Annotated in this window: 19 protein-coding genes; 8 read left to right on the top strand and 11 right to left on the bottom strand. The window is 61.4% G+C overall.

Going from position 1 to position 16,546, the window contains the following annotated elements:
- Positions 1-37 precede the first annotated feature (37 nt).
- The 5 genes from AAEO81_RS23475 to AAEO81_RS23495 form a co-directional block, all read right to left on the bottom strand.
- Positions 38-226, bottom strand: coding sequence for a DUF1289 domain-containing protein (locus tag AAEO81_RS23475; RefSeq protein WP_341959439.1), 189 nt, complete (start codon positions 224-226; stop codon positions 38-40).
- 204 nt (positions 227-430) lie between these two features.
- Positions 431-1,222, bottom strand: coding sequence for an SMC-Scp complex subunit ScpB (gene scpB / locus AAEO81_RS23480; RefSeq protein WP_341959440.1), 792 nt, complete (start codon positions 1,220-1,222; stop codon positions 431-433).
- A gap of 17 nt (positions 1,223-1,239) precedes the next feature.
- Entirely contained in the window at positions 1,240-1,938 is a 699-nt protein-coding gene (locus AAEO81_RS23485; protein ID WP_178115694.1) for a ScpA family protein, read from the bottom strand.
- A gap of 116 nt (positions 1,939-2,054) precedes the next feature.
- Positions 2,055-2,687: an L-threonylcarbamoyladenylate synthase gene (locus AAEO81_RS23490; protein ID WP_166593321.1), complete on the bottom strand. Its 633-nt coding sequence runs from the start codon at positions 2,685-2,687 to the stop codon at positions 2,055-2,057.
- A 13-nt stretch (positions 2,688-2,700) separates the two neighbouring features.
- The gene (locus AAEO81_RS23495; RefSeq protein WP_341959441.1) at positions 2,701-3,561 is read right to left on the bottom strand and encodes a PHP domain-containing protein; all 861 of its coding nucleotides are present in this window, start codon (positions 3,559-3,561) and stop codon (positions 2,701-2,703) included.
- 65 nt (positions 3,562-3,626) lie between these two features.
- Between AAEO81_RS23495 and AAEO81_RS23500 the strand changes: the two genes are divergently transcribed.
- From AAEO81_RS23500 to AAEO81_RS23525, 6 genes are all read left to right on the top strand, one after another.
- Positions 3,627-4,235, top strand: a complete 609-nt coding sequence (locus tag AAEO81_RS23500; protein ID WP_341959442.1) for a septation protein A — start codon at positions 3,627-3,629, stop codon at positions 4,233-4,235.
- A 1-nt stretch (position 4,236) separates the two neighbouring features.
- Complete coding sequence (locus tag AAEO81_RS23505) at positions 4,237-4,536, top strand: YciI family protein (RefSeq protein WP_341959443.1); 300 nt, start codon at positions 4,237-4,239, stop codon at positions 4,534-4,536.
- Positions 4,537-4,766: 230 nt separating this feature from the next.
- Positions 4,767-5,186, top strand: a complete 420-nt coding sequence (locus tag AAEO81_RS23510) for a translation initiation factor 2 (RefSeq protein WP_341959444.1) — start codon at positions 4,767-4,769, stop codon at positions 5,184-5,186.
- A 7-nt stretch (positions 5,187-5,193) separates the two neighbouring features.
- Positions 5,194-5,871, top strand: coding sequence for a response regulator transcription factor (locus AAEO81_RS23515; protein WP_166593326.1), 678 nt, complete (start codon positions 5,194-5,196; stop codon positions 5,869-5,871).
- Positions 5,872-6,110: 239 nt separating this feature from the next.
- Positions 6,111-6,557: an LTXXQ domain protein gene (locus AAEO81_RS23520; RefSeq protein ID WP_166593327.1), complete on the top strand. Its 447-nt coding sequence runs from the start codon at positions 6,111-6,113 to the stop codon at positions 6,555-6,557.
- Between the two features lie 96 nt (positions 6,558-6,653).
- The gene (locus AAEO81_RS23525) at positions 6,654-7,985 is read left to right on the top strand and encodes a HAMP domain-containing sensor histidine kinase (RefSeq protein WP_341959445.1); all 1,332 of its coding nucleotides are present in this window, start codon (positions 6,654-6,656) and stop codon (positions 7,983-7,985) included.
- Between the two features lie 130 nt (positions 7,986-8,115).
- Here AAEO81_RS23525 and AAEO81_RS23530 read toward each other — a convergent pair whose 3' ends face one another.
- Complete coding sequence (locus AAEO81_RS23530) at positions 8,116-8,676, bottom strand: nitroreductase family protein (protein WP_341959446.1); 561 nt, start codon at positions 8,674-8,676, stop codon at positions 8,116-8,118.
- 175 nt (positions 8,677-8,851) lie between these two features.
- On the opposite strand from AAEO81_RS23530, the gene AAEO81_RS23535 reads away from it, so the two are divergent.
- Positions 8,852-10,306, top strand: a complete 1,455-nt coding sequence (locus AAEO81_RS23535) for a TrkH family potassium uptake protein (protein ID WP_341959447.1) — start codon at positions 8,852-8,854, stop codon at positions 10,304-10,306.
- 117 nt (positions 10,307-10,423) lie between these two features.
- On the opposite strand, the gene AAEO81_RS23540 is transcribed toward AAEO81_RS23535, so the two are convergent.
- Positions 10,424-11,431: an AraC family transcriptional regulator gene (locus AAEO81_RS23540; protein ID WP_341959448.1), complete on the bottom strand. Its 1,008-nt coding sequence runs from the start codon at positions 11,429-11,431 to the stop codon at positions 10,424-10,426.
- A 135-nt stretch (positions 11,432-11,566) separates the two neighbouring features.
- Between AAEO81_RS23540 and AAEO81_RS23545 the strand changes: the two genes are divergently transcribed.
- Positions 11,567-11,878 (top strand): DUF962 domain-containing protein, encoded by a 312-nt coding sequence (locus AAEO81_RS23545; protein WP_166593332.1) that lies wholly within the window; start codon positions 11,567-11,569, stop codon positions 11,876-11,878.
- Positions 11,879-11,892: 14 nt separating this feature from the next.
- Here the strand turns inward: AAEO81_RS23545 and AAEO81_RS23550 are convergent, their stop codons facing one another.
- From AAEO81_RS23550 to AAEO81_RS23565, 4 genes are all read right to left on the bottom strand, one after another.
- Entirely contained in the window at positions 11,893-12,708 is an 816-nt protein-coding gene (locus AAEO81_RS23550) for a UDP-2,3-diacylglucosamine diphosphatase (RefSeq protein ID WP_341959449.1), read from the bottom strand.
- A gap of 249 nt (positions 12,709-12,957) precedes the next feature.
- Entirely contained in the window at positions 12,958-13,857 is a 900-nt protein-coding gene (locus AAEO81_RS23555; protein ID WP_341959450.1) for a bestrophin family ion channel, read from the bottom strand.
- A gap of 3 nt (positions 13,858-13,860) precedes the next feature.
- Positions 13,861-14,160, bottom strand: a complete 300-nt coding sequence (locus tag AAEO81_RS23560) for a SelT/SelW/SelH family protein (protein WP_341959451.1) — start codon at positions 14,158-14,160, stop codon at positions 13,861-13,863.
- Between the two features lie 3 nt (positions 14,161-14,163).
- Entirely contained in the window at positions 14,164-16,488 is a 2,325-nt protein-coding gene (locus AAEO81_RS23565; protein WP_341959452.1) for a FimV/HubP family polar landmark protein, read from the bottom strand.
- Positions 16,489-16,546 lie beyond the last annotated feature (58 nt).

Raw genomic sequence — 16,546 nt, forward strand, 5'->3', positions numbered from 1 at the left:
CGCGTTGCGCATCAGAGAGTAGATGAAATCCGTCGGCTCATTTCTTTTTCCGCCGACCGGAGGATTTGAGCGTTTTCAGGCGCGAGGCCGATTCGGCAAGGACCGAGCGTTTCTCGTCCTTGTCCATCTTTTTCCACGACTTGATCTCGCGCTTGCTGCGCCCGCAGCCGATGCAGATGTCGTCGTCGAATTTACAAATGCTGATGCAGGGGTCTTTGGTGCTCATGGGGGGTCCTGATTGACTCAAGCCTGTAGGAGCCGGCTTGCTGGCGAAAGCGGCGTATCAGACGAAAAATGCCGCACAGCCCTACCGCATTCGCCAGCAAGCCGGCTCCTACAATCGGACATCATTCACTCGCACTTTTGGGTGGGCCTTACGCCGCCAAATCGGCATAGAAGCGCGCTTGCCCGCCGCTACAAGATTAAGTCGTCAGCGAGGCTCGTCTTCATCCTGCGGCTCTTCTTCCCATTCAGACCCTTTATCCGGCTCATCGACCCATAAATCGTCGAAGTCAATTTTCAGGCCGGTTTCCATGGTGTCCAGTTCGGCCAGCAGGCTGCGGAAACTGGTTTCGTCTCTCGGTGCTTCCGGTTCGGCGTCAGGGTCCGGTTCCAGGCTGGCGTCGGCCAACGCCTGCAAGTGCGCCGGGACCGGGGCGTCGTCGAAGTCGAGGATCGGCTCGGCTTCCATTTCCCGCAGGTCGGCCAGAGGCGGCAGTTCGTCGAGATTCTTCAGGTTGAAGTGATCGAGAAACGCTTTGGTCGTGGCGAACATCGCCGGTTTACCCGGCACGTCGCGATACCCGACGATCCTGATCCACTCGCGCTCCAGCAGGGTTTTGACGATGTTGCTGTTGACCGCCACGCCCCGCACGTCCTCGATTTCGCCCCGGGTGATCGGCTGGCGGTAGGCGATCAACGCCAGGGTTTCGAGCAAGGCGCGGGAATAACGCTGCGGGCGCTCTTCCCACAAACGGCCCACCCACGGCGCGAACTTTTCGCGGATTTGCAGGCGATAGCCCGAGGCGACTTCCTTCAGTTCGAAGGCCCGGTTGTCGCAGGATTTGTTCAACAGCGTCAGCGCCTTCTTGAACACCGCAGGCTCCGGACGCTCGCTCTCTTCGAACAGCTCGTACAGCCGCTCCACGGATTGCGGCTTACCGGAGGCCAGCAGAAACGCCTCAAGCAATGGCGCAAGGTCGCGGGGTTCGTTCAGGTTCATCGATCAGCTCTTGCTCTTTATTCGGCTCGCGCCCGCACATGAATGACAGCGAACGGTTCGTTCTGCACCAGCTCGACCAGTTGCTCCTTGACCAGCTCCAGCACCGCCATAAACGTCACGACCACACCCAGACGCCCCTCCTCTGCCGTGAACAACTCGGCAAACGGCACGAATCCGGCGCCTTTCAGACGTTCCAGCACATCGCTCATGCGCTCCCGGGTAGACAGGGCTTCGCGGCTGACCTGATGGCTTTCGAACATGTCGCCGCGACGTAGCACGTCGGCCATGGACACCAGCAATTCTTCCAGCGCCACGTCCGGCAACAGTTTACGGGCGCGGGCTTCAGGGGCGTCGAGCTTGGGCACCACTACGTCGCGACCGACCCGGCTCAGCGTGTCGATGCCTTCAGCGGCGGCCTTGAAACGTTCGTACTCCTGCAAGCGTCGGATCAGCTCGGCGCGAGGGTCGTCCTCTTCCTCTTCGGCGGTTTCCGAGCGCGGCAGGAGCATGCGCGATTTGATTTCGGCCAGCATCGCGGCCATCACCAAATATTCAGCCGCTAATTCGAGGCGCACGGTTTTCATCAGCTCCACGTAACCCATGTACTGCCGAGTGATTTCGGCCACGGGAATGTCGAGGATGTTGATGTTCTGTTTGCGGATCAGGTACAGCAGCAGGTCCAGCGGGCCTTCGAAGGCTTCGAGAAAGACTTCCAGCGCATCAGGGGGAATATAGAGGTCGAGCGGCATCTGCGTGACCGCTTGCCCATAGACCATCGCAAACGGCAGCTCCTGCTGGGCGTCGGCCTGCGGGTCCAGCGTCTGGGCGTCGGTCACTCGACTTCGACCTCGAATGGCGTCGGATCGCCACAGCCCACACGCACGACTTGCGGCTCGTCTTCGGACAGGTTGATGACCGTGGACGCCGAAATGCCGCCCTCGCCGCCGTCGATGATCAGATCGACGTGGTGTTCGAGGACTTGGCGCATCTCGTAGGGATCGCTCATGGGCAGGTCTTCACCCGGCATGATCAGGCTGACGCTCATCAACGGCTCGTTGAGCTCCTGCAACAGCGCCTGCGCAATGGGGTGCTGCGGCACGCGCAGGCCGATGGTGCGGCGCTTGGGGTGCAGCAACAGGCGCGGCACTTCGCGGGTCGCGCCGAGGATGAACGTGTACGGGCCGGGGGTGTGGGCTTTCAGCAGCCGGAACGCAGCGGTGTCCACCTTGGCGAAGAGCCCCAGTTGCGACAGGTCGCAGCACATCAGGGTGAAATTGTGCTTGTCGTCCAGATTGCGCAGGCGTCGAATGCGGTCCAGCGCGCCTTTGTCGCCCATCTGGCAACCCAGCGCGTAGGACGAATCGGTCGGATACACCACCAGCCCGCCAGCCCGAATGATTTCCACGGCCTGTTTGATCAGGCGCGGTTGCGGGTTTTCCGGGTGGACCTGGAAAAATTGACTCACGGTATCTTCCTGTTCAGACGGCAGTAGGCTGGTCATGTTTGAATCGTCCCCATAGTGGCGGCAGATCCTCCGGCAACGGGCGGTAGACGCCTATCTCGGACCAGGCGCCAGGCGCATGAAAATCACTGCCGGCGCTGACCAGCAGACCGAATTCACGGGCCAGAATGGCCAGGCTGCCCACCTGTTCGGCGGGTTGCAGGCCGTTGACCACTTCTATCGCATGACCGCCAGCCTGGATGAAATCGGCGACCAGTTTGCGACGCTTGCTGCGGGTAAAGTCGTAATGCCACGGGTGCGCCAGACTGACCCACGCGCCCGCTGCGCGCAACGTCGCGACGGTGTCTTCGAGAGTGGGCCAGTGCTGTTTGACGTCGCCCAGCTTGCCAGCGCCCAGCCATTTGCGGAACGCTTCGGCGCGATCCTTCACGAAACCTTCATTGACCAGAAAGTCGGCAAAATGCGGACGGGCCGGTGCATTGCCGCTGTCACCCAGTGCTTGCTGCACCGCACGGGCACCTTCCAGCGCGCCGGGCATACCTTTCATCGCCAATTTGCGACTGATTTCTTCAGCGCGCAACCAGCGGCCAGTGTGCAATTGCTCAATAGCGTCGAGCAAAGGCCGGGCATCGACATTAAAGCCGTACCCGAGAATATGGATGGTGGCACCGCCCCAAGTGCAGGACAGCTCGATGCCGTTGATCAACTGCATATCGAGTGCACGCGCCGCCGTGCGGGCTTCTTCGAGGCCTTCGATGGTGTCGTGATCGGTCAGCGCGAGCACCCGGACGCCGTTCTCATGGGCACGGGCGACGAGTGCCGCAGGCGCTAGGGCGCCGTCGGAAGCGGTACTGTGGCAGTGCAGGTCGACATTCATAGGGGCGCTTTCGCAGTCATTGATGTTTGTTATTATGCCGCCACATCCAGCTTCTGGCTCTTACTGTGAAACAATTCATCGATTTCATCCCGCTTATCCTGTTTTTCATCGTCTACAAAATCAGTCCCCAAGCCGTCGATATCCTTGGCCACAGCATCATGGTCGGCGGGATTTTCAGCGCCACCGCCGTGCTGATCGCCAGCTCCATCGTCGTCTACGGCATCCTCTACATCCAGCAAGGCAAGCTTGAGAAGAGCCAATGGCTGACCCTCGCCGGGTGCCTGGTGTTCGGCAGCCTGACCCTCGCCTTTCACAGCGAGACCTTCCTTAAATGGAAGGCCCCGGTGGTCAACTGGATCTTCGCGCTGGTCTTCGCGGGCAGCCACTTCATCGGCGACCGCCTGCTGATCCAGCGGATCATGGGACACGCGCTGACCTTGCCTCAGTCAGTCTGGATCAAACTGAACATCGCGTGGATCGTGTTCTTTCTGTTCTGCGGCGCTGCGAATTTGTACGTCGCGTTCACGTACCAGGATTTCTGGGTCGACTTCAAAGTCTTCGGCAGCCTAGGCATGACCCTGCTGTTCCTGATCGGCCAGGGCATCTACCTGGCCCGTCATCTTCACGATGCCGACCCATCGACCCAGCCTTCCACAAAAAAGACAGAGGACTGACATGCTCTACGCCATCGTCGCAACGGACGTCGCCAACTCGCTGGAAAAACGCATTGAAGCGCGCCCTGCGCATCTGGAGCGCCTGACCGCGCTGAAAAACGAAGGCCGCATCGTGCTGGCAGGGCCGCTGCCTGCGGTCGACAGCAACGATCCCGGCGCTGCGGGTTTCACCGGCAGCCTGATCGTCGCCGAGTTCGCCTCCCTCAGCGCCGCACAGGCCTGGGCCGATGCTGATCCGTACATCAAGGCGGGTGTTTACGACCACGTCGTCGTCAAGCCGTTCAAGCAAGTCCTGCCTTAACCTCGCTTTACGACCGGGCCGCTCTTGGATGCCCGGTCGCGTTCATACACCCTTCGGCCAGAATCAAATGCCCGAGCCAGCCGACCATTCGGCAGAAGCACATACCTCGCCACCCGCCTCCCGCCTTCACTCCTGTTGCTCATTATTCGCATCCCGATGCCGATAGCCTGCCAAACGCCCAATAAAACCGGCGCAGTCATCAGGTGCCGCCCGAACAATCAGGAGTTCAGATGCGTCCACGTCAATGGTGTGTACTGGCGGTCGCGCTGACCGTTTCAGCGATCAGCGTCGAGATTCGCGCCGACGATACGAACGATGCCGTCAGCCAGACGCTGCCCTTGCCCAGCACAGCGAGTCAGCTGACCGACCTGCGTCAGCGTCTGGCCGACAGCGAAAAACAACGGGAAGCGTTGACCCTTCAATTGCAGAATGCCGACACTGAACGTGAAAGTATTCTGGTCGGACGTCTGCGTCAGGAGAACCAAAGGCTTAAACTGCAGCTCAAAGAAGCGCAGTCGGTCATGCCTGCGCGCGTACTGACCGAGCAACAACAATGGTTCGTCACAGGGGGCGGCGTTGCAATGATCGCCCTGCTGTGCGGTATCTTTGCCAGCGGCTGGCGTAGACAGCGTCGGCAATGGCTAAATTGAGTGAGTCATGAGCGAGCTGTTACTTATTGATGATGACCAGGAGCTGTGCGAGCTCCTGAGCAGTTGGTTGAGCCAGGAAGGCTTCGTGGTGCACGCTTGCCACGATGGCCAGAGCGCCCGCAAGGCGCTCGCCGAATCCTCCCCTGCCGCCGTGGTGCTGGACGTGATGCTGCCCGATGGCAGCGGTCTGGAGTTGCTCAAGCAATTGCGCACCGATCACCCCGACCTTCCTGTGCTGATGCTCTCGGCCCGCGGCGAGCCGCTGGACCGCATCCTCGGTCTGGAACTCGGTGCCGACGATTACCTGGCCAAGCCCTGCGATCCCCGTGAGCTCACCGCCCGCCTGCGCGCCGTGTTGCGCCGCAGTCACCCGACGGCGGTGTCTAGCCAGATCGAGCTGGGCGACCTGTGCTTCAGCCCGGCCCGGGGCGTAGTCACCATCGACGACCAGGAATTCACCCTGACCGTGTCTGAAGCGCGCCTGCTCGAAGCCTTGCTCGGCCAACCCGGCGAGCCGCTGGAAAAGCAGGAACTCGCGCAACTGGCGCTAGGCCGCAAGCTGACCCTCTACGACCGCAGCCTGGACATGCACGTCAGCAACCTGCGCAAAAAGATCGGGCCCCATGCCGACGGCAGACCGCGAATCGTGGCGTTGCGCAGCCGCGGCTATTACTACGCCCCCTAGCGGGAAAGCTGCGAGTTTTAAGCTGCAAGCTGCAAGTAAAAGCAGAAGCAGAGCCGTGCGCGGACAGCTTGTAGCTTGCAGCTCGAAACTCGCGGCGCCCCCCTTCCCTTGCATCTGAGTAAATACGCCGGGGCGCCGTCTTTACTCAGGCTTTACGCACGGCTGACCTCGCTTGACCTTGATCTCCCTAAACTGGCCACAACCGGCACAGAGCCGGATTCGAGACAAGGAGATACACCATGCGTAAGACTCTGATGGCTTTGATGTTCGCCGCTGCCCTGCCTGCCGTTGCGATGGCTGCTGCGCCTACCGACGGCGGTCACATGGGTGGCCCTGGCGGTCCAGGCTTTGACGGTCCTGGCATGCACCACCACAAAGGCCCGTTCGACAAACTCAACCTGACCCCGGAACAGCGTCAGCAAGTCGGCAAGCTGATGGGCGATCAATGGCACAGCCGTTCCGACATCACCCACAAGTACCTGGCCAAGCTGTCGCCCGCCGACCAGAAAGCGATGAAGGATGAGATCGCGGCCAAACAGGCAAAAACCCAGGCCGACGTTCGCGCCCTGCTGACCCCGGACCAGCAAAAGACGTTTGACCAAATGCAGAAAGATCGCGAACAACGTCGCGCTGATCGCGCCGAGTTCGAAGCCTGGAAAGCGCAAAAGGCGCAGAAGACGCAGTAACCCGCACCGCGGCGCTGCTTTACACTCCCCCAACCCGACACGCTCTCCCCGGCGTGTCGGGCTGTTTTCATTGCGGGATCGGACCGAGGGCTACACGTGCGTTCATTATTCTGGCGAATCCTGGCGAGCTTCTGGCTCGCGATCGCATTGGTGGCGGGTCTCTCGATCCTGCTGGGGCACATGCTCAATCAGGACGCCTGGATTCTCAGCCGCCACCCCGGCCTGCACAACCTGCCGGAGAAATGGACGACGCTGTACGAAGACCAGGGCGAAGGCCCGGCGCAGGACTTTCTGCAAAACCTCAAGCGCAAATACCATATTGACGTTCAGGTGCTGAACGACAGTGGCGAAGCGGTGATCCCCGGCACCTTCCCTCCCCGCGCAGCGGCCTTCGAAGCCCGTCAGAAGGACGACCCACGGCAATTGCCATGGCGCCGCCTGACCGCTGAATACACCAGCCCGAAAACCAGCGAAACCTACCTGCTGATCTACCGTATCCCGCATCCCGAATTGGACGCGTGGCATCGAGGCAGCCTGATCTGGCCGCTCAGTGCGCTGGGCATCGCGTTGGTGGTGCTGACCCTGTTCAGCCTGTTCGTCACGCTGTCGATCACCCGCCCCTTGAGCCGTTTGCGCGGTGCCGTGCATGACTTGGGACAGACGACGTACCAGCAGAACAGCCTCGCGCAGCTGGCCAACCGTCGCGATGAATTCGGCGTACTGGCCCATGACTTCAACCGCATGGGCGCACGCCTGCAAAGCCTGATCAGCAGCCAGCGTCAGTTGCTGCGTGACGTTTCCCACGAACTGCGCTCCCCGCTCGCACGCCTTCGCATCGCCTTGGCCCTCGCCGAGCGCGCCGGACCGGATGAACGGGAAAAGCTGTGGCCACGATTGACCCGCGAATGCGATCGGCTGGAAGAATTGATCAGCGAGATTCTGGCGCTGGCACGACTGGACGCTGACATGGGTAATGCCGCGCCGATCGATCTGCCGGGGCTGTTGCATCACCTGAAAGCCGAAACCGAGCTGGGCGGCACCGAGCAAGTGGTGACGGTGAAATCGCAACCGGGGGCGCAGTTGCAAGGCTGGCCCAACGTGCTGGAACGGGCGCTGGATAACCTTTTGCGCAACGCCCTGCGCTTCAACCCGGCGGGACAGCCCATCGAGCTGAGCGCGCGGACCTCCGAAGAAGGGTTGCGTATCAGCGTGCGCGATCACGGACCGGGAGTGAGCGCCGAGCACCTGTCGCAGTTGGGCGAGCCCTTCTACCGGGCGCCGAACCAGACCGCGCCGGGTTATGGCCTGGGCCTGGCCATCGCCAAACGCGCTGCGGAAAAGCATGGCGGAGTTCTGGTGTTCGAGAATCACCCGCAGGGCGGGTTTGTGGCGAGTATCGTGGTGCCGCGCGAACCGAACACCCCATAACTGACACGCCCTGCTTCTGGCCGAAGGCCGTGGGAGCCGGCTTGCTGGCGAAAGCGGGAGCTCAGTAACATCGGCGGTGGCTGACACACCGCTTTCGCCAGCAAGCCGGCTCCCACAGGATGTCTGGCGTTTACCCCTGCCACGCACTCACGAAATCCGCCACATCCGGCTTTTGCGCCTCACGAGGCGGGTTCTGAGGGGTGCCGAGGTACAGAAACGCGACCACCTCTTCATCCGCCGCCAGACCCAATCCTTTCGCCACGTACGCCGAATACGAGAGCTCGCCCGTGCGCCAGACCGCGCCCACACCCAACGCATACGCTGCCAGCAGCACGCCATGGGCCGCGCAACCTGCGGTGATCACCTGCTCTTTCTTGGGCACCTTGTAGTGATCGGTCAGCTTGGCGATCACCACGACCACCAGTGGCGCACGCAATGGGCCGAGACGCGCTTTCTCCAGCGCCTTTTCATCCGCCGCGCCATCGCTTTCAAGCAGCGACTGAGCCAGCAGCTCGCCCATGCGATTGCGTGCGTCACCTTCCACGGTCAGAAAACGATAGGGCCGCAAGCCGCCATGGTCAGGTGCCCGCAGGGCTGCGCCGAAGAGAATCTCGCGCTGTGCAGCGTCCGGGGCTGGCTCGACCAGCCGGGGAACAGACACGCGATTGAGCAATACGTCGAGCGCTTCCATTGAGTCGTCTCCTGAAAATTGATGGGGCATTGTAGTGCCGCAAACGCCTTCTTGAACTTCAATAACGAATGACAGTAGCAATTACTTACACGACACTCGGAAAAGCCCTCGTTTTACACGATTCGACTGCCGGGTAGAATGTGCGGCCTCCTCCTTCACAGATCAGAGCGACTGCATGGCGTTGCCGACCCTCCGCATCATCGGCTTCATTATCGGCATCTTCCTCATCACCCTGGCCATCGCCATGGTCGTGCCCATGGTGACGCTGGTGATCTTCGACCGAACCCGCGACATGCCCTCGTTTCTCTGGTCGAGCATGATCACCTTTATCGCCGGGTTGGCGCTCGTGGGCCAGGGGCGGCCCGAACACGTGCACTTGCGTCCACGGGACATGTACCTGCTCACCGTCAGCAGTTGGGTGGTTGTCTGCATATTTGCGGCGCTGCCGTTTCTGTTGACCCAGCACATCAGCTACACCGATTCGTTTTTTGAGAGCATGTCCGGCATCACGGCCACCGGCTCTACGGTGCTGAGCGGGCTGGACACCATGTCGCCGGGGATTCTGATCTGGCGCTCGCTGCTGCACTGGCTCGGGGGCATCGGCTTCATCGGGATGGCGGTGGCGATTCTGCCCTTGCTGCGCATCGGTGGCATGCGGCTGTTTCAGACCGAGTCGTCGGACCGTTCCGAAAAGGTCATGCCGCGCTCGCACATGGTCGCCAAGTTCATCGTGCTGGTGTACGTCGGCTTCACCGTAATCGGCAGCGTCGCGTTCTGGTGGGCAGGCATGAGCCTGTTCGACGCGATCAACCACGCGATGTCGGCGATTTCCACAGGCGGTTTTTCCACCTCCGACCTGTCCCTCGCCAAATGGCCACAACCCTCCGTGCACTGGGTGGCGATCGTGATGATGATCCTCGGCAGCCTGCCCTTCACCCTGTACGTCGCGACGTTGCGCGGGCACCGCAAGGCGTTGATCAAGGATGAGCAAGTACGAGGTTTCATCGGTCTGCTGCTGGTGACCTGGCTGGTGATGACGCTCTGGTATTGGGCCACCACCGACCTGCCGTGGTACGACGCCCTGCGCCATGTGGCGTTGAACGTCACGTCGGTGATCACCACCACGGGCTTCGCGCTGGGCGACTACAGCCTGTGGGGCAATTTTTCGCTGATGTTTTTCTTCTACATCGGCTTCATCGGCGGCTGCTCGGGCTCGACAGCGGGTGGCGTGAAGGTGTTCCGGTTTCAGGTCGCCTACATCCTGCTCAAGGCCAACCTCAATCAACTGATTCATCCTCGGGCGGTGATCAAGCAAAAGTACAACGGCCATCGCCTGGACGAAGAAATCGTGCGGTCGATCCTGACATTCTCGTTTTTCTTTACGTTCACCATCTGCCTGATCGCATTGCTCCTGTCGTTGCTGGGGCTGGACTGGATGACCGCACTCACCGGCGCGGCAAGTACCGTGTCAGGCGTGGGCCCGGGCTTGGGCGAAACCATCGGCCCGGCGGGCAACTTCGCGACCCTGCCGGATGCGGCGAAATGGATCTTGTCGTTGGGGATGCTGCTGGGGCGGCTGGAAATCATCACCGTGCTGGTGCTGTGCGTTCCGGCGTTTTGGCGGCATTGAAGCCTCGATTGGCCCCTGCAGGAGTGAGCTTGCTCGCGATTGCGTCCGCCCGCTCACGGCATCTGTGACTGACGCACCGCGATCGCGAGCAAGCTCACTCCTACAAAACATCGACCGTCAGGCGATGGACTTCCTGATCCGATACTCCCCCGGGGTTTCATCGAACCAACGCCGGAACGCCCGGAAGAAGTTGCTCGGATCGGCAAACCCCAGCAGATACGCGATCTTCAGCAGGGTCATCTGTGGTTGAGCCAGGTACTGCTCGGATAACTCTCGTCGGGTGTCATCCAGCAGGGTCTGAAAACTGGTGCCCTCCTCCTGCAAACGCCGCTGCAACGTGCGCTGGGACAGATGCAGGCTTTGCGCCACGGCCTCGCGTTTCGGCTCGCCTTGCGGCAGCAGCCGGCACAGCACTTGCCGCGCCTGATGGGTGACACGGTTGCTGGCGAAGCGGGCCAGAAACTCCCCGGCAAAGCGATCGTGCAGCTTGGCCATGGCCTCGTCGGCAGTGGGCAGTGGCGCTTCCATATCTGCCCGCTCGAACACCAGCGCATCGTACGGCGCGTTGAAGGTCAGGGGCGCATGGAAGAATTTCTTGTAGGGCTCGACGTTTTTCGGCTGGTCGCCCTGGATCAGCACTTGGCGGGGGTGCAGCGGACGTCCGGTCAACCACCCACAAAACGCGAGGGCAAAGGCCAGTGAGGCCTCAGCACTTTGCCGCGTTGGCGGCAGCAGGTCGCCATGCACCGTCAAAATCAGCGCGTAGCCTTCCGGCAGGAGTTTGAAACTCAGGTCGGCGCTGTCGGCAATGATGCGCTGATACTTCACCAGCCGCTCGAACCCCTCTTTCAGGGTGCGACTCGACATCAAGGCATAACCGGCGACGCTGAAGGACGCAGGCCGCACCACTCGGGCCATGTTCAGGCCCACCGCAGGATTGCCAGACAGCTCGACGGCCCGCGTCCAGAGCCGGGTCATGGAATCCTGCGGGAAACGCGCGTCCGGGTTTTCGAGATCGGCGTACACCAGCCCCAGTTCGGTGAACAAGGCGCGACAGTCCAGTCCGTCCATTTCGAGCGACTTGACGATCCCCATCGCCCAGCTTGAAGAAGTCGTTTTTTCCATGGCAGCACTTCTACTTCCAGACCAGCCACCCCCTGCGACTGATAGCGGAAGGATACTACGTTGGCACCCATTGTCACTGACTGTCCGGAGTGCTGGTCTAGACTGAGGGCATTAAATCGACAAGAGAAGACCGCAGTGGATAACGTGAAGACGTTTGAGGGGTTCGCCGACTTTTACCCGTATTACCTGCAAGAGCACCGGGACAGCACGTGCCGCCGTCTGCACTTCATCGGCACGACGCTGGTGCTGCTGATTCTGGCAACCGCCCTGCTGAGCGCCAGCTGGCTGCTGCTGTGGGTGCTGCCGTTGGCGGGTTACACCTTTGCCTGGGTCGGTCATTTCTTTTTCGAGAAGAATCGCCCGGCCACGTTCAAGCATCCGTTCTATAGCTTGCTGGGCGATTTCGTGATGTACAAAGACATGCTGATCGGCAGGGTTCCGTTTTAAGCACCGAGCGCCTTTTAAACGGTTTCGGCCGCTGGTTGGGCGTCCAGGGTTTTGGCCTTGACGTGCGCGTCGGCCAGGCGAAACAGCTCGATGGTGCCGTCCCAGTGCTCGATCAGCGCGGTGCAGGATTCAACCCAGTCGCCGCAGTTGAGGTATTCCACCCCGCCCACCTGACGGATTTCCGCGTGGTGGATGTGTCCGCAGACCACGCCGTCCAACCCGCGCTTCACGCATTCATGGGCGATGGCTTCTTCGAAGTCGCTGATGAAGTTCACGGCCGTCTTGACCTTGTGCTTCAGGTACGCCGACAACGACCAATAGCCTTTGCCGTACTTGGCGCGCCAGTGATTGAGCCAGCGGTTGAGGGTCAGCGTGAATTCGTAGGCGGAGTCGCCGAGAAATGCCAGCCAGCGGTGATAGCGAGTGATGACGTCGAACTGGTCGCCGTGGATCACCAGCAGACGACGGCCATCGGCGGTGACGTGTTCGGCCTCGTCCACCAACTGGATATTGCCGAGGATCAGCTTCGAGTAACGGCGCAGGAATTCATCATGGTTGCCGGTGACGTAGATTACCTCGGTGCCGCGCTTGCTCATGGTCAGCAGGCGGCGGATAACGTTGGTATGCGCCTGAGGCCAATACATGCCGCCGCGCAGTTTCCAGCCGTCGATAATATCGCCGACCAGATAAATCCTGTCGGCCTGATACTGTTTGAGGAACGCGGACAGGTGTTCTGCCTGACAATCCCGGGTTCCCAGGTGTACATCAGAAATCCACAAGGTCCGGACACGCTGCTTACGACTGGGTTTCACGTTCTCGGCAATGCTCATGGATAGCCTCCACTCGGGTTTTCACAAGGGTGGACCGAGTGGGTGAAATGAACATGACGAGCAGATTGAAATTTGATGACAGCGGCTACAGTGCCGCCCTACAGGCACGCCGCAAGACACCTGTAGGAGCGAATTCATTCGCGAATCGGTTTTACAAACGACGCATCTCCATCGGATGTAACGGCTCTCGCGAATGAATTCGCTCCCACAGAGACCCCATCCGACCAGTGTCAGGGCGCGGCCGACGTGTCACGTCAACACGAAATCCACCGGTTCGAGCATCGGCGGCAGGGGCGTCACGCCCAGGGCATCGAGGACGTCGCGTTCTATCACCCGAACCAGCGCGTCCAGCGGCAGGTCGTTTTCGTCGTAGCCGAACGGGTCTTCCAGTTCGTTGCCGATGGCGTCCAGGCCGAAGAAGGTGTAGCTGACGATGGCCATGAACAGCGGGGTCATCCAGCCCAGCGGCTCGGCCATGGCGAAGGGCAGCAGAATGCAGAACAGGTAAATCGTACGGTGGAGCAGCAAGGTGTACGGAAACGGCAGCGGCGTGGTCTTGATGCGGTCGCAGGTAGCGATGACGCGACTGAGCACGCTCAGGTGATTGGCCAGCAAGGTGTAGCGCCACTCGTTGATCTCACCGTTTTCACTGGCGTCCGAGCATTGCCGGCCGACCTCGCGCAGGATGCGGTCGCAATAATTAGCGCTGTCCACCGACGGCGGGCGGCTCAGCCAATGCTGCGTGACCTTCTCGACATCCTGACGGCGCAACGTCGCACAGAGGGCGTGGGCAAAGCCGCACAGGTCTCGCAGGATGCTGCCCCGTAGCGCTTCGTCCTTGAGCACTTGGGTTTCCCGAATGATGGAGCGGGTTTCGGTGATCACGTCCCCCCAGGCCTTGCGCGCCTCGTACCAGCGGTCGTAACAGGCGTTGTTGCGAAAGCTCATGAAGATCGACAGCGACAGGCCGAGCAAGGTGAACGGCGTGGCGCTGACTTTCGCAAAATAGTCCGGGTGCAGGCTCTCGATCAGCACGATGCCGGCCGCCAGAAACGTCACCAGCGCCGCTCGGGAGGCAATGCGCCGGGCAATCGAACCTTTGAGCGTCAGAAGAACGCTCCGCAGATTGGGATGCGGTCGAACAATCATGGATCAATCCGGGGGTGGCGTGGCACTGCGGTCATTGTGTCCAAGGTCGCGATCCGGGTCGATCCGGTCGCGAACACGCTGCTTCAGTACCTTGGCTTCGGGAAAACCGCCGTCAGTCTTGCGCTCCCAAATCTGCACATCATCGCAAGTGATGCGAAACACTCCGCCCGTTCCCGGCACCAGGGAGACCTTGCCCAGATCGTCGCCGAAGGTGCTCAGCAGCTCCTGCGCCAGCCACGCCGCACGCAACAGCCATTGGCATTGCGTGCAGTAGGTGATGGTGATTTCGGCCTTGTCGCCCATGAATCAGCCCAGCCCCGCCAACAAATCGCGGGCTGTCTGTTGCGGACCGTCATCGGACTCGGCGATGACCTCTTCCAGCAGGCGCCGCGCTTCGTCGATGCTGCCCTCGTCGATCAACACCTGAGCTTCGTTGATCTTGCTCAGCGGCGCTTCGTCCTCGATGTCCATCAGATCGAACTCGGTGTCGTCGGTCATGAAACTGTCGAGAAAGGCGTCGTCCATCAAATCGCTGTTGCTCTGCGCCACCGATTCGGGCTCGGATTCGGTCTCGAAGCGCAGCTCCATGTCTGGCGACCCATCCTCTTCGGCGAAGTCGCTGAGGAACTGCTCCTCCGGCATTTCGAAGACTTCCGGCAGCTGCTTGAGGTCCGAGGCGAACAAGGGGTCCAACTCGGGCTCGGCATCCGGCGCAGGTTTGCGCGGGGCCGGGGCGCTGTCGAAGGGATCGACCAGGTCCCAATCGGCGTCCATGGACAAGTCGTCCAGGTTGAGCTGGAAGTCGTCGATCGGTTCGGGGTTGAGCGCTGCAGCCGCATTTTCGTCCAACTGCGCAGGCGCTTTCTCATGATTGACGGCGGCAGCGGCAGCCGCTGCGACCACCGCCGCCCCCGCCACGGCCGGTACGACCGATGAGGTTTTCTCGACCGAGACAGGCGCCAAGGCCGGTTTGAGTTTCGGATAACGGGCGCGAATTTCCTGCAACTTCTGAGGCTCGATGCCCTGGTTCAACAAGATCTTTTCTTCTTCGTCGAACCCGGCCAGGTCGCCTTGCTCGCCAAGCAACTCCAGGATGCGCAGGCGCACGTCGGTGCGTTGCGGCTGCCGATCAAGGGCTTCGCGGAGAATGGCCTGAGCCTCGGCAAAACGGCCATAGGCGATGTAAATGCTGGCGCCGTCGAGGGCATCCGTCGCCGCACCGGCCAGCCGCTGGCCGCCCGACGCAGCCGGGGTGGTGGCCGTTGTGGCCGCTGGACGTGGCGTGACCGCAGGCACTTCAAACACCGGGGTGACCGTTCCCTGCGCAGGTTTGATGATCGGTTCGACAGGCTCAAACCCTGCTCCCGGCTGAGCCCCTGACTCGACCAGCCGATTCTTGAGCCGATTGCGGCGCACCGACCAACCCAGCGCCAACAACAACACCAACAGCAACAGGCCAGCCAAAATCGTCGTCCACGGCAGCTCATCGTCCTCGACCACCGGCGCGGGAGCGGGCGCCGGGGCTGGAGCGGGTGTCGCCGCCGGTTCGGTTTTCTGCACCGGCGCAGTGGCAACGGGCGCAGGCGGTGGCACGGGTCTGGCCGCCAATGCCTTCATTTCGGCCAGTTGGGTCTGCAATTCGATGATCTGTTTGTTTTTCGCCGCGTCGTCTTCGGAAACCTGCGCGACCTGGGTTTTCAGGTCCTCGACCGTCTTGGCCAGTTGCTGGTTTTCCATGGCGGTGGCGGTCAACTGCTCGCCTGCGCTCTGCTTCACGGCGGGTGCGTTTGGCGCGGACACCGAAACGGAGGTTGGCGCGTTCGCCGCCGGAGCTGCGGCAGTTGCTGCACCCGCTGGCGCAGCAACCTTGGGTTCGGCGGCGTTGTCGGGGAGCAGCAGGCTCTGGCCGACTTTCAACTGGCTGCGGGTGCCTTGAGGGAACGCCTGGGGGTTGAGCGCTTGAAGCGCAACGATCAGCTCGGCACTGGACGCCTTGCTGCCCGGCGCCTGAATCTGCCGTGCGATACCGGCCAGGGTGTCACCGGACACCACGGTGTAATGCTTGCCTTGCACCGCTTTCGGCGGGGCAACGGGCAGGCGCGACGCATCCGTTTTAGCGGCCGTCGCAGGCGAGTTGGTGCGGCTGCGCGTGGCAGCCAGGCCAGCGGGAGAGTTTGGAGGGTCCAGCAGCACGGTGTATTCGTGGAACTGATCGCCGTTGGGGCGCGACAGGCGCACGACGAAATCCAGATAAGGCTCGGTGACAGCCTTGCGTGACTCCACATGGACGATGGCACGGTTGCCTCGGATCACCGGGGTGAAATGCAGGTCATTGAGGAAGAACACCCGCTCCACGCCCGCCTTGGCGAACGCTTCGGTCGAGGCCAGGGTGACCACGATTTCTTCAGGACTCAGGCCACCCGCCTCGATCAGCTCAATGTCCGCGTTGAAGGGCTGACCCTGCGCGGAATGCAGCGTGATATCGCCCAGGCCCAATGCAGCGGCCGTGGCGCTGTGCAGCATGGACGCTGAGGCGATTGCCAGCGTCAGCAACCCCGTGCGAAGACCCGACTGAACGCGAAATGATCCGTAACTCCCGCGCCGACTACCGGCCTGAAAACTCTTCAGCATGCGAACCCTTATGAGGCAGGCTTCCCTGCAAATTTCGTTGTGCGGACACCATGTCCGG

This window comes from Pseudomonas sp. RC10 (assembly GCF_038397775.1).
In the GTDB taxonomy this organism is placed as follows: Bacteria; Pseudomonadota; Gammaproteobacteria; order Pseudomonadales; family Pseudomonadaceae; genus Aquipseudomonas; species Aquipseudomonas bambusae.